The 13,545-nt window shown below is 74.2% G+C and carries 11 protein-coding genes; all 11 read left to right on the forward strand.

Going from position 1 to position 13,545, the window contains the following annotated elements; genetic code table 11:
* Window positions 1-11 precede the first annotated feature (11 nt).
* From ACJX2R_RS45545 to ACJX2R_RS45595, 11 genes are read left to right on the forward strand one after another with little or no spacing between them, the layout of a single operon-like run.
* Window positions 12-188, forward strand: a complete 177-nt coding sequence (locus ACJX2R_RS45545; protein WP_243146402.1) for a putative phage tail protein — start codon at window positions 12-14, stop codon at window positions 186-188.
* Window positions 185-856 (forward strand): CIS tube protein, encoded by a 672-nt coding sequence (locus tag ACJX2R_RS45550; RefSeq protein ID WP_201847530.1) that lies wholly within the window; start codon window positions 185-187, stop codon window positions 854-856. Before ACJX2R_RS45545 ends, ACJX2R_RS45550 begins: the two co-directional genes overlap by 4 nt.
* A 10-nt stretch (window positions 857-866) precedes the next feature.
* Window positions 867-2,048: a phage late control D family protein gene (locus ACJX2R_RS45555; protein ID WP_413104883.1), complete on the forward strand. Its 1,182-nt coding sequence runs from the start codon at window positions 867-869 to the stop codon at window positions 2,046-2,048.
* A gap of 2 nt (window positions 2,049-2,050) precedes the next feature.
* Window positions 2,051-2,746 carry a phage baseplate assembly protein V gene (locus tag ACJX2R_RS45560; RefSeq protein ID WP_413104884.1) on the forward strand — a complete coding sequence of 232 codons (696 nt, stop codon included), beginning with the start codon at window positions 2,051-2,053 and terminating at the stop codon, window positions 2,744-2,746.
* Entirely contained in the window at window positions 2,743-3,156 is a 414-nt protein-coding gene (locus ACJX2R_RS45565) for a GPW/gp25 family protein (protein ID WP_413104885.1), read from the forward strand. Before ACJX2R_RS45560 ends, ACJX2R_RS45565 begins: the two co-directional genes overlap by 4 nt.
* Window positions 3,153-5,093, forward strand: a complete 1,941-nt coding sequence (locus ACJX2R_RS45570) for a putative baseplate assembly protein (protein WP_413104886.1) — start codon at window positions 3,153-3,155, stop codon at window positions 5,091-5,093. Before ACJX2R_RS45565 ends, ACJX2R_RS45570 begins: the two co-directional genes overlap by 4 nt.
* The gene (locus tag ACJX2R_RS45575; protein ID WP_413104887.1) at window positions 5,090-7,153 is read left to right on the forward strand and encodes a putative baseplate assembly protein; all 2,064 of its coding nucleotides are present in this window, start codon (window positions 5,090-5,092) and stop codon (window positions 7,151-7,153) included. Before ACJX2R_RS45570 ends, ACJX2R_RS45575 begins: the two co-directional genes overlap by 4 nt.
* Window positions 7,150-9,129 (forward strand): phage tail protein, encoded by a 1,980-nt coding sequence (locus ACJX2R_RS45580; protein ID WP_413104888.1) that lies wholly within the window; start codon window positions 7,150-7,152, stop codon window positions 9,127-9,129. The genes ACJX2R_RS45575 and ACJX2R_RS45580 overlap by 4 nt, the downstream gene beginning before the upstream one ends.
* A 12-nt stretch (window positions 9,130-9,141) precedes the next feature.
* Window positions 9,142-10,413, forward strand: a complete 1,272-nt coding sequence (locus tag ACJX2R_RS45585; protein WP_413104889.1) for a hypothetical protein — start codon at window positions 9,142-9,144, stop codon at window positions 10,411-10,413.
* A gap of 2 nt (window positions 10,414-10,415) precedes the next feature.
* A complete protein-coding gene (locus ACJX2R_RS45590) occupies window positions 10,416-12,410 on the forward strand; it encodes a hypothetical protein (RefSeq protein ID WP_413104890.1) in 1,995 nt (664 codons plus the stop codon).
* Entirely contained in the window at window positions 12,407-13,543 is a 1,137-nt protein-coding gene (locus tag ACJX2R_RS45595; protein ID WP_413104891.1) for a hypothetical protein, read from the forward strand. Before ACJX2R_RS45590 ends, ACJX2R_RS45595 begins: the two co-directional genes overlap by 4 nt.
* The last annotated feature ends 2 nt before the right edge of the window (window positions 13,544-13,545 follow it).

Below are 13,545 nucleotides of genomic sequence, written 5' to 3' on the forward strand. Positions count from 1 at the left end.
AGGTGCCGAAGGTGACCATTCACCACCTCGAGGTCCGGTTCCAGGTGGACGGCGACGACGGCGCCGTGTTCACCCGCCTGTTCAACCAGCACATCCAGGCGTGGGCGAAGTTGTACGAGGACCAGTGCGCACGCGCCAAACACACCGAGGCCGAACGGCGCTTCGGGGACGCGGAGGGCCGTTCATGAGCGTGACGCCCGTGTCCTTCGCCCGGCAGGGTGCCGCCCGGGCCCGGCTCGAGATCGTCCGGCCGGTGATCGCCGACGAGCGGCAGCGGCGGATCCCGCTGCGGTTCAACCCCACCGACTACAAGCTGAGCAAGAGCAACACATTCGCCGAGATCACCATCCCCGGTCTGGAGACACCGCCCCTCCAGTACGTGCGCGGCGGCACGGAGACCCTCACCGTACAGGCGCTGGTGGACACTTCCGACACCCTGGAGAACGTACGGAAGGCCTACGTCAACGCGGTGCGCAACCTGCTGCGGCCCGACAGCCGCGAACACGCGCCACCGGTCGTCCGGTTCGTCTGGGACGAGGAGGTCTTCACGGGCGTCGTGGAGAAGCTGGACGTCAACTACCAGCTGTTCCGGCCGGACGGCGTACCGCTGCGGGCCATGCTGGACCTCTCGCTCAAGGAGTTCCGCACCGCCGCCGCGCAGGTCGCCGAGACGCCCCGCTCTTCGCCCACGGTGGAGAAGAGCTATGTGGTGCGCCGGGGCGACACCCTCAGCTCCATCTCCGCCGCGCTGTACCGGCGGCCCGACGCCTGGCGGGAGCTGGCGCGCGCCAATGGCATCAGCGACCCACGGGACCTGCGGCCGGGCCGGGTGCTGACCGTGCCCCGGCTGGCGTGAGGAGCGCGCGATGAGCACTCCCACCCCCGAGGTCGCCTCGCCCGACCGGTACGCGCCCGAGTTCGACGTGCGCATCGAGGGCCTGGAGATGGACCCGTCCACCAAGAACGACATCATCGACATCAAGGTGAACCGGGACATCGACGAGCTGTCCGGCTTCGACCTCACCCTGAACAACTGGGACGACGCCAACTTGCGGTTCAAGCACAGCGATTCGCCCCGCTTCCGGCTCGGCGGCCGGGTCTCGGTCCGGCTCGGCTACGCCGACAAGCTGCTCACCGTCGCCACCGGGACCATCGCCACGCTCAGCCCGAAGTTCACCGACGGCGCGTCGCCCACCGTCCAGGTCAGCGGCGTGGACGGGCTGCTGCGGCTCAAGGACCGCAAGCCCACCGAGAACGAGACCAAGATCTACCGCAATCTGCCGGACTGGCGCATCGCCGAGCAGATCGCCCAGCGCAACCATCTGCGCATCGAGGTCACCCGGGAGGGACCCACCCATGACGTGGTGGTGCAGAAGAACCAGGACGACGCGACGTTCCTGCTGGAGCGGGCCAAGCGGCTCGACTTCGACTGCTACATCCTGCCGGACGCGAAGACCGGCGAGGACACGCTGTACTTCACCAAGCCGACCGACGGCCGCGACGGCCGCCCGATCCGGCTGTACCGGCTGGCGTACGCCCCCGGGCTGAGCACCGGCCCCACCGGCCGACCCGAGGGGCTGGTCCCCAACCTGATGGAGTTCACCCCGACGCTGACCGTATCCCAGCAGGTCAGCAAGGTCACCGTGCGCGGCTGGGACCCCCGTACCAAACAGCCGATCGCGTTCACCGCGACCGCCGAGAACCTCCCGGCCGGGCAGAACACGGCCGACGGGCAGAGCGGGCCGCAGGTCGCCGAGTCCACCCTCCAGGGCCGCCAGGAGGTCGTGGTGGACGCCCCGGTCGGCAGCGACCAGGAGGCCCGCGAACTGGCGATCAGCCTGCTGCGCGAGCGGGCCTACGAGTTCATCACCGCGACCGGCAAGGTGGCGGGCCTGCCCGAGCTGCGGCCCGGCGACAACCTGGAGATCTACGGCCTCGGCCACCGCTTCTCGGGCACCTACTTCGTCAAGCGGGTCGAGCACACCCTCAACACCAGTGGTTTCTTCACCCAGTTCACCGGACGGCGGATCCATCAGGGGGACCAGTGACCATGAGGGGCACGCCACGCGCCCGCTCCACCGACAAGCGCTACTACGGCGTGGTCGAGGCGCTCGTCGTGGAGAACGAGGGCGACGACGAGGGCCAGGTCAAGCTGAAGTTCCCGTGGTTCGACGACACCACGGTCACCGACTGGGTCCGGGTCAGCCAGCTCTACGCGGGAGGCGGCTACGGCTCGGTGTTCGTCCCCGAGAAGGGCGATGAGGTGCTCGTCGCCTTCGTCCACGGGGACATGCGGTACCCGATCGTGCTGGGCGGCCTCTACAACGGCGAGGACAAGCCGCCGACCGCCCGCACCGAAGGCCGCGACCAGAAGATCATCCGGACCCGGCACGGCCATGAGGTGCTCCTGGACGACACCCCGTCCAAGGCCGCCGTACGGATCACCTCCGCCGCCGGACACGTGGTGGAACTGGACGACCAGGGCAAGGCGATCCGCATCACCGCGGCCGAGGGCGGCAGCGTCACCGTGACCGCGCAGGGCGAGATCACGCTCAAGGCGCCCAAGCTGACGGTCGATTCCCCCTCCATCGACCTCGGCGGCGGCGCCACCGAACCGCTTGTGCTCGGCCACGCGCTGCTCCAGGCGTTCAACACCCACACCCATCCCTCCGCCGCCGGGCCAACCGGCCCGCCGACCCCGCCGCTCACCCCCGCCGTGCTGGCCAAGAAGGCGAGGACGGCATGAGCGAGGAGTTCTTCGGAACCGGCTGGCGGTTCCCGATCCTGCCCGACGCGTCCGGGCGGCTCGGCTACGCCGTCGGCGAGGAGAGCATCGAGCACTGTCTGCGGGCGCTGCTGCTCACCGGCACCGGCGAGCGGGTGATGCGACCCGAACTGGGCACCCGCGCCCAGGAGTTGGTGTTCGCGCCCGGCAGTGTGCAGAACCTGCGCGACCTGGAGCAGTCGATCGCCGTCGCCGTCCGCGACCATGAGCCACGGGTGGAACTGGAGGAGGTCCGCGCGGAGGCCGACCCGGCCGACGAGTCACGGATCACCGTCTCGGTCGTCTACCGCATCCGGCGCAGCAACACCAAGGCGAACCTGGTGTTCCCCTTCTACACCGGGCTCACCGGACTCACCGGGGGCACACCGTGACCCTGCCCCCGCCGAAGCTGGACGACCTCACCTGGGCCGACATGATGGCGGCCATCCGCCGCCGGATCCCCGCCGAGTCCGACGGCACCTGGACGCTGCACGCGCCCGTCGACCCCGGCGTCACCCTCCTCGAACTCTTCGCCTACCTCCTCGAACAGCGGCTGTACTGGCTCGACCAGGTGCCGGACGCGCTCGTGGTCGCCATACTGCGGCTGCTCGGCCTCGAACCGCCGCGCCCGGCCCGCCCCGCCGCCACCGTGCTGCGCCTGGCCGCCCGGCAGGAGGACGCCGCGGTCCCGCTCGTGCCCGCCGGGACGGCGCTCACCCGGGACCCCGCCGGGCAGGTCGTCTTCACCCTCGACGACGACGTGGCCGTGCTGCCGCTCGCCGAGGGCGGTGAGGTCACCGTGTGGACCGACCGCGACCGCACGGCCGACCTGCGGGCCCGGCGCGGTGTCGCGCTGCTGGCGGGCGACGGCGCCCCGGCACAGGTCCGGTTCACCCTGCCGCTCACCGGGGACCACCCCGCGCCCGGCCCGATCGGGCTGCTCGTGGAGCTGGACGCGCCCGCCGCGTCCCCGCCGTCGTGGCTGCCCGGCGCGGTCGCCGACGTACCGCCTCCCGCCGAGCTGACCTGGTCGTGGTTCCGGCCGGGCACGGACATCTCCGGTGCGTATCAGAAGGTCGAGGACGGCACGGGCGGGCTCAGACGGTCCGGTGTGGTCCGGCTCCATCCCCCGGCCGACTGGTCCACACGGGACACCGGGCTCCTGGTGTCCACCCCGGCCGCCACCTACGCGGCCCCGCCCCGCCTGCTCCAACTCGCCGTCAACGCCTCCGCCGCACGCCACCGCCGGCACCGCACCGTGAGCGGCGCCGACCTCCAGGACCAGATCGGCGCCTGGCTCAGACTGCCCGGCCAGCGCCTCGTCCTGCCGGACGCCGCCGACCGCCTGCTGGAGGCGACCCTGCGCCTGGCGGGCCAGGAGTGGCGCCCGGCACCGGACTTCACCTTCGGCTCCCCGGCCGACCGGATCTTCGTGCTCGACCGGGCCGACGGCGCGCTGGCGTTCGGCGACGGACTCACCGGCCGCGTCCCCCACCCGGACCCGGACGCGCACATCGACTACGTGACCGGCGGCGGCCGGATCGGCAACGGCGGCATGACCGACAACTGGCTCCCCGCCCAGGACCTTCCGGGAGCGGTCTCGGCCGCCAACCTCGTACGGGCCGAAGGCGGCACCGACCCGGAGACCGTCACCGAGGCGCGCCGCCGCGCCGCCGCCTCCCTGGGGGAGGTGACCCGCGCGGTCACCGCCGAGGACTACGTCACCCTGGCGCGTGCGACACCCGGCGTCGCCATCGCCCGCGCCCACCCGGCCGTCGGCGCGCACCCCGGCTTCCCGTGCGCCACGGTGCCCGGCGCGGTGACCGTCCACATCGTCCCGGCCGTGCCCCGCGACGACCTCACCCGCGAGGACTTCGTGGCCGCGCCGCTCCCCGACCCCGGGACGCTGCGCGCGGCCGCCGCCCACCTCCAACAGGCGCGGCTGCTCACCTCCGAGGTCTTCGTCCGGGCGCCCCGCTACCGCGAGGTGGCCCTGCGCGTGACCCTGTCGGGCGACCCGGCGGACGCCCCCCGCGTGTCCACCGTCCTCACCGCCGCGCTGCGCCGCTTCCTGGACCCGCTCGTGGGCGGTGAGGACCGGGACGGCTGGCCGTTCGGACAGCCGCTGCGGCCCTCGGCCCTGCTGCGGGCCGCACAGCGGGCGCTGGGCGACCTCGCGGACATCGCCGCCGTGGCGATCGGCCTCGACGGGGCCGACCCGGTCGAGGAGTGCGACGAGGTGCCGCTCGGCGCCGGGGAGCTTCCCGTCCTGCGGACGGTCCACACCCGGATCGTGCCCGCCGTCGAACCGGGGGAGGGGCTGGTATGACCGGCGAGGTGTGGTGGGAGAGGGACGCGCGGGAACGGGAGCGCGAGGACGGGCGGATCGTACCCGGCCCCGGCCCGACGGGCGCCCAGCCGGAACTGGTCGACGCCACCCGCGAGGCGGTCCGCGCCGACGTCCGCGGCCGGATCGCGGGCTACACCCCGGACTGGACCGACCCCGACCGGCAGGACGCCGGTGTCGCCCTCGTCCGCCTCTTCGGCACCCAGACCGAACCCGTACTCGGCCGCGTCAACCGGCTGCCGGAGAAGGTGCTGGCCGAACACCTGGCGACGGCGGGCGTGCGGCGCCGCCCGGCCGGAGCGGCGGCCACGCTGCTGGAGTTCACCGTCAACCCGCCGGACGGCGCCTCGGTGCTCGTCCCCGCCGGGTTCCAGAGCGCCGCCTCGACCCCGGTGGGCCAGGTCGTCTACGAGACGGACCAGGACCTGTACGCCACCCCGGCCGCCCTCGCCGACCTCGCCGTCCAGGAGGCCGGAACGATCCAGGGGCTGCCGCTGGGACCGGCCGGGCCCAGCCGTCCCTTCGAGCCCTTCGGCCGCGATCCGCGGCCCGGCAACGCGCTGTGGATCGGACTCGCCGGACCGGCCGCCCCCTATCCGCGCCTGTCGCTGGGCTTCGTGGTCGTCGCCGCTCCGCCCGCCCCCGCGGCCTCCGGCGGCACCGCGCCCCTGCCGCTGCCGCCCGCGCCGCTGCTGCGCTGGGACGTGCTGGACGGCACCCGGCTCGTCCCCGCCGAGCTGATGCGGGACTCCACGGCCGGGTTCGGCGCCAGTGGGACCGTCGAGCTGCGGGTCCCGCGGTCATGGCGGCCGGGCAGTCCGTCCGGCACCCGGCCCCGGCTGCGCTGGCTGCGCCTGCGGATCGCGCACGGCGCCTTCGCCGGACCCGCGCCCGTACTGTCCGGGCTGCGGCTGAACGTGGTCGCCGCCACCGCCGCCCGCACCATCCGCGACGAGCCGCTCCAGCCCGTCCAGGACCCGGCGGCGACCGGGCTGCGGCGCATGAAGCTCAGCCAGGTGCCCATCCTCGCCGGATCGGTGGTCATCGAGGTGGACGACGACACGGGCGGCGATGTGTTCGGCACCACGGCGGGCACGTCGACCCGAACCTCGTCCCGGTGGCGCGAGGTGGAGAGCCTGGCCGGATACGGCGCCGACGACCGGGTGTTCACCGTGGACCACGAGAGCGGCGAGGTGACGTTCGGGGACGGCGTCAGCGGCGCCGCCGTCCCGCCCGGCTTCCGCAACGTCCGCGCCGTGCGCTACCGCGTGGGCGGCGGCAGCGCCGGGGCCGTGGCGGCGGGCGCGGTCAACGGGGTGGTGACCGCGCTGCCGTTCGTCACCGGCGTGAGCAACCCCTTCCCGGCCTCCGGCGGAACGGACGCCGAGCCCGACGCCGACGCCATGCGCCGCGGCACCGGTGACCTGCGCGCCCGCGGCCGGGCCGTGGCCCCGGCCGACTACGGGCAGCTCGCCACCCGCGCGCCCGGCGCCTCGGTGGCCCGCGCCCGGGGGGTGCCCGGTCTGCACCCCGACTTCGCCGGGGTGCCGATCCCCGGCGTGGTGGGCGTCCTCGTCGTACCGCCCGTAACTCCGGGCGGCGACCCGGACGAACCGCCGGTCGCCACCGCCGCGACACTCAAGGCCGTCGCCGACTTCCTCTCGCGCGAGGCCGCCCCCGCCGGGGTCACGGTGGTCGCCGCCCCCGCGCCGTACCGCCGCGTCGGAGTGGAGTCCTGGGTGGCCCTCGACCCGGCCCTCGACCGGGCCGCCGTCCTGGCAGGGGCCGGGGACGCGGTGCGCACCTATCTGGATCCGCTGCGCGGCGGGGAGGACGGCGCGGGCTGGCCCTTCGGCGGCGCGCTGCGCCATACGGCGCTGGTCCGGCGGCTCCTGGCGGTCGAGGGCGTGCTGGCCGTCACCCGGCTCTCGCTCACCGTCGACGGAGTGCGCCGCCCGCCCTGCACCGACCACGCCCTCCCGCCCCACACCCTCGTCTGGCCGGAGCGCCCGCTGCTGATCCCGGTAGGAGACCAGCCATGACGTGCACCCCGCACCCCGCGACCTTCCGCCTCCTCGACGCCTACGTCGGCTGGGACCCGGGGGACCTCCAGCAGGACGACGGCATCGTCGGCTTCGAGGACCCGGCCGGACTCCGGCTCGCCCACCGCGGCGCCGCGCCGGAAGGCTCCACCAGGGACCGGCTGCTGCCGTGGTTCCCCGACCCCCGCCTCGCGCCCGGATGCCGGCCGTGCGGCTGGTATCTGCTCGTCCCCGGCGAGCGGCGGGTGCTGCGCCGTGACGGGTGCGGTGGCGCCTTCGCCCCCGTCTGGCCGCCCGGCTGCGACCCCGGCCCGCTGCGCGAACCGGTCTCGGTCGCCGCGCGCGGACACCGGCTGGCCGTGGTGGAGTCCGACCGGGTCCTGGTGTGGCGCCGCGAGGGCGGGCAACTCGCCGGTGTGATCCGGGCCGAGCGGCCCCGGCGGGCCGCCCTGGGGCCTGACGACGAGGTTCTGGTGGCCTGTCAGGGCAGTACGGACCTGCGGCGGTTCGACTCGGCCGGCGGCTTCCGGGGCGTGCTGCGCACCGGTGTGCGCGGCGAGATCATGGCCTTGCGCACCGGGCCCGAGCGGACCGTGTGGCTGCTCACCGACGACGGCGGACGGCTCGGCATCCACCGGGGCGGTCACCGCCGCCCCTTCCGCCCCGTCACCGTCGACGAACTGGCCGCGGGCCTGCCGCCGTCCACGCTCACCTCGGCCGACGAGGACGGTGAGAGCGGTGAGGGCGGATTCTGCCTGACCGAGAAGGGCCCGGAAGGCCCCGAGATCCGCTGCTTCAGCTGGCGGGGACTGCCCCGGGACCCCGCGCCGCCCGCCACCGACGCGTACGTCACCAGCGGTTCGTACCTCACCGCCCTCATCGACAGCGGCATTTCGCGGTGCCGCTGGCACCGTGTGCGCCTGGACGCCGAGGTGCCCGCCGGGACGGCGGCCGCCGTCGAGATCGTGGTGAGCGAGGACGGCCGGTACGACGAGAGTGACTGGCAGGCGTCGGCCCCGGGCATCATGGACTTCCTCGTCGACCAGCCGCCCGGCCGCTTCCTGCGGCTGCGGCTGCGGCTGTCCGGCGACGGGGGCTCGACCCCGGTGCTGCGCCGGATCCGGCTGGACTTCCCCCGCGTCACCAGCGCCGACCTGCTGCCGCCCGCCTTCCGTGAGGACCCCGCGGCCGACGACTTCACCGAGCGCTTCCTGTCGCTGTTCGACGCCACGCTCGCCCAGCTCGACCGGGTGATCGAGCGGTATCCGTCGCTCCTCGACCCGGCGGGCGTGCCGGACCGGGCGCTGCCGTGGCTGGCCGGGCTGCTGGGCCTGACGTTCGAGGCGGGCTGGGACGCCCGCACCCGGCGCGCGCTGCTGACCGCAGCCCCGGAGCTCTACCGGCGCCGGGGCACGCCATGGGCGCTGCGCGAGGCGGTGCGCATCGTGTTCGGGGTGTCCCCGGTCGTGGACGAGCCGGCGGCGGACCGCCGCTGGGCCCACCTGCGCGCGGCGCGGGACCAGGGCCGGGGGACGGACCGAGGGCTCGGCGCCATAAGGCTGTTCGGCCGCTCGGCGAGCCGCTTCCGCGTCGGCGGCACGGCGCTCGGCGCGGCGCCGCTGCGTGCCTTCGGCGCACCGGACAGCGACCCGTTCACCGCGCACGCGCACCGGTTCCGGCTGCTGCTGCCCGCCGGATCGGCGGACGTGACGGCGCTGCGGCGGCTGGTGGAGCGGCAGGCGCCCGCGCACACGGTGGGGTCGGTGCGCACCGGCGGCGCGGGCTTCGTGGTCGGATCGCGGTCCACGGTCGGCGTGGACACCGCGTTCGTCCCGCTGCCGGCGCCCGTACTGGGCGGAGCGAACCCCGTGCGGCTGAACCGCGACGGAGTACTGAGGCCGGGACCGAGAGGGTTGCGCCGAGGGGTGGGCGTGGGAGTCGTCTCCGCCGTCGGTATGCATACGCGAGTGTCGTGAGAGGACGGGGCGATGACCGAGACAGGACCATCGAGGACCGAGGAGTTCCACGCGCCACCACTGCGCCGGCTGCGGTACTTCCACGGCCAGATGCTGGGCGCGCGCGACTTCCAGCGCGAACAGGAGTACCACCGCGAGAAGTTGAGACTGCGCATGCGCTGTCTGCTCGGCTACGGCGTGGTGTGCGGCCTCCACGTGGAACCCGTGCCAAGGGACGAGGACGACTGCCCGCCCGACGACCCCGCCGAAGAGTCCGCGCGACCCGGGCGGAGCACGGAGGAGGGCGGCCAGGAGGGCGGCACCGGGCCGGAGCGCATCCGGCGCAGGGCCAAGGTGAGGATCACTCCCGGTCTCGCCGTGGACTGCGAGGGCAACGAGGTCGTGGTGCGCGGCGGCTGTGAGATCGACCTGTGGAAGGCGCTGCCCCCGCACGAACGGGACACCGACACCGTCTGGATCGGCGTCGAGTACGCCGAGCGGCCCGTCGAACCCACCCGCGCCGTCTACAACGACGCCTGCGCGGACACTGGCGACTGCGAGTTCGGCTGGACCGAGGAGTGCTACACGGTGCGGGTCACCGGCTGCGAACCGCCGGCGGACGAGCGCTGTGACACCTGCTGCGAGCCGTGCGAGCACACGGTGCTGTGGCTGGCCAGGATCGATTGCGTGGACTGGTACGAGCCGGTGCGCCGCGACCACATCCACATGAACGTACGCCGCCCGTTCGGCCGCCATCTGCCCACGGTGATCACCGGCGTCAACTGGATCCACGGCCACACCTACACCATCGACGAGGCCAAGGACCTCCTCGGCACCCTGGACCAGGACGGCGGGCTCGTGGTGCGGTTCTCCGCCGACGTACGGTCCGACACGCTGCGGCCCGGTGTGGTGGAGCTCCAGGTGATCGAGGGCGGCAGCGGCCGCAACGCCTCCACCTGGTACATGGGCGGCACCTTCGCCGATCCGGACCCGGAGTCCGAGGACCGCGACGAGTTCATCCAGGAGGTCCGCTACCGCCAGACCACGCGCGAGACGCTTCAGGACGGCGACCGCGTACTGATCACCGTGCGCGCCGCGTTCCTCCTCGACCGCTGCTGCCGCCCGGTCGACGGCACCCACGTGGGCGGGCGCGTCCCGCTCATCCGCACCGGCTCGACGCTGTCGGCCGAGCACGGCGGTGACGACTGCTGCGACCTCCCGCCCTCGGGCATCGGGCCCTGGACGTCCGGCACCGGCGCGGGCGGGGACGTCTTCGAGAGCTGGTTCTTCGTGAAGGAGCGCTGATCATGCGAACAGACTGCGGATGCGGCTGCGGTGGCGACGCCACCCGGACCTCCGCCTTCGTACGTCCTCGCTTCTTCGCAGGGCAACTGCTGACCGAGGACGACCTCAGCCTGCTGGTGGAGTACACGACGGCGAAGGCCAGACTGCGCAACCGGTCCCTGTACGGGCCGGGAGTCATCTGCGGCCTCGGCGTCACCTGCGATCCGTGCGGCGGCGGAACCGTGGCCGTCCACCCCGGACACGCGCTGGACTGCGCCGGGAACGACATCGTGGTGCCGTGCACCGAGCGGGTCGACGTCACCGCGCTGGTGCGGGAGCGGCGCATCAGCGCGCTCGGCGTGGACTGTGGGGAGGACTGCGACGACGACGGCGGGCGCCGCTACGGGCTCTATGCGCGCTACCGCGAGCTCCCCGTCGAACCGGTGGCGCCGTACGCCACCGAGGAGCCCTGCCCCTCGCCTGGATGCGTGCCCTCCAGGATCCAGGAGGGATACCAATTCGTCGTCAGGTGCGACGACTTCGAGGACCACCGCCACAACCCCGGCACCCGGCTCCTCGCGACCCTCGGCGACCTCGCCCGCGCCGACCAGGCCCGCACCCGCGACCGGCGGCTCGGGTTCTACACCGACGCCCTGACCGTCGCGTCGCTCGGCACCGGCCGGGCCTTCCGCTTCGACGCCGCCGACGCCCAGCGGTACGCCACCTCCTACGCGTGGCTGCGCGACAACGCGGGCGGGGAGGGCCCGCCCGCCCCGCCGACGGCCCGCGAGATGACCGAGCACGTCCGGGCGCTGGCCGCCGCCGTCGGCCGGTACGACACCTACGACGCGGCCGGGCAGGCCCAGCTCGCACGGGACTACCCCGACCTCGCCACCATGCGGGAGGCCCGGAGCGCCCTGGGCACGGCATGCGGGCGGCTCGGCGGCGCCGACCTGGAAGCGGCGTGGCCGGACCCGCTGCGCGCCGGGATCGCCCGCGCCGTCGTCACCGAGACCGCCGCCCGCGTCGTACCGGAGCGGGGCGACCCGGACGCGCCGTTGGAAGTGCGCATGCTGGCCCAGGGCACCCCGCTCGGTCACGCGCTGCGGGTCGAGTTCCGCGCGGACCTCGGCCTGATCCGGGAGTGGCTGCTGTGCCGTCTTGACCAGGCCACCGACCTCGCCGACTGCGCGCTGCGCCAGGACGTCGCCGCCGTCGACGTACCGCCGCCGCTGCCGTCCCCGCCGCCGGACAGCACCGAGAAGGCGACCATCGCCGAGGTGCAGCAGATCGCGGAGGCGGCCGCCGCACTGGGCACCTCCGTGCGCCGGTTCCTGACCGACGCGGCCTGCGCCACCCTCAACCCGCCGTGCGGCGACTGCACCGACACCGACGTCCTGCTCGCCCAACTGGAGCTGGACGGCTGCGATGTCGTACGCGTCTGCTCGGCCACCCGGGAACAGGTGCTGCCGGGCGGATCGGCGTACGGCGAATGGCTGCCCAAGCTCTACCGCCTACGCGAACTCGCCGAGCGGGTGTGCTGCCGGCCGGTACCGCGGTACCAGAAGCCGACCCTGCCGTCCGAGGGCCCGGTGGCCCGCCCGTACGCGGACGGACCGCTCGGCGACTGGCCGCGCACCGGGGACCTGGAGGAGATGCTGTCCCTGCTGCTGACCCCCGCGCCCGGCGAGACACCCCCCAAGGCGCTGCACGAACAGGTCTATACGACCCCCAGTGAAGTCACCGACAGCATGCAGGAGCTCGCCCGGCTCAGGACACGGGTCGCCGATCTCACCGCCGCCGTGGAGGGGCTGCGCGTCCAACTCGGCAGCGCGCGGACGCAGATGAGCCACCTGGAGGAGCGGGTGCCGAACCGGGCGCCGGACCCATCCGGAGAATCCGAGCAGGCTCCGGACCAGCCGCCCGAGCAGGGTGCCGGGGAGGGTGCCGAGCCCGCCAAGCCCCCGGCCAAGCGCGCCCGGTCGTCCCGAACCCGGAAGCCCGGTGAGACGCCATGATGGGCCCGCTGCGCCCCGCCTTCCACGAGGGCCAGGTGCTGGCCGCCGCGGATCTGTCGGCCACGGTGGAGTACGCGCGCGGCGTGGCCGCCCGGCACGCCCGCCACCTGCACGAGTGGGGCATCGTCGAAGGGCTCGGCCTCGTCACCCAGCCCCGTACCGACCCGCTGACGGGCGTCCGCCATGTCGAGGTGAGCGTCTCGGCGGGGATCGCCGTGGACGGGACGGGCCGCGAGGTGGTCGTCACCGAGCCGGTCGTGCTGCGCGAGAGCGACTTCGAGGAGGTCAACGGCGCGGACCCGTCGACCGACGAGCCCTATCCGGTCTTCCTCACCGCGGCCGACCGGGAACCGGCTGAGCCCGCCGGTCCCGTCTCCTGCTCCGGGAGCGCCACGAAGACCCGGGTCGAGGAGTCGTACCAGATCCTCTTCGGGCGCCTCGGCGACGAGCGGCTGGCCGCCGAGCAGCAGCCGCCCGCGATCGGCGACCCACCGGCCGATCCGCCCGTCCGCTGGCTGGTCCTGCTGGGCTATGTCCACTGGGCGGACGGCCACTTCAGCGGCGTCGCGAACGCGGCGCGCGGCGTCGCGGCGCGGTTCGCCGGAGTGCGCGCGGACACCGTCTCGGCCCGGTCGGGCGAGCTGACCCTGCGGACGGGCACGGAGACCCAGGAGGGCGAGCCGGCGCTGGTCCTGACCGGCGGCGAGACGCCGAACCTGGTCTTCGGCCTGTACCAGGGCGGTGGCGCGGTCGCTCCGCTGATGACCGTGGCGGCCAACGGCAACCTCACCATCGAGGGCAGCTTCGGCGGCCGGATGTCGGCCGGCAGCACGCTGGTGGCCTCCGGGACCGCCACCGACGGGATGCTGCTGCCGCTGCCGTCCGGCGTCACCCCGGAACAGGTCGCCGACGGCCGGGTCGTGATCCACGTCCAGCTGACCCCGCGCATACCGCCCCTGGCGGATTCGGCGCTGTTCAGCCCGGTGGAGGCCACGGTGGACGCCGACCGCCGGGTCCGCTGCCGGGTGCGCGTGTACGACCCCTCGGTGAACGGGAAGCAGCCGGTCGAACAGCCCGGGGTGGTCGACTTCCTCGTGCTGGCCACGGTCGCGGCGACGAACGGCGGTGGCTGACG

This window comes from Streptomyces sp. Inha503 (genome assembly GCF_047215865.1).
Lineage (GTDB): Bacteria > Actinomycetota > Actinomycetes > Streptomycetales > Streptomycetaceae > Streptomyces > Streptomyces lycopersici.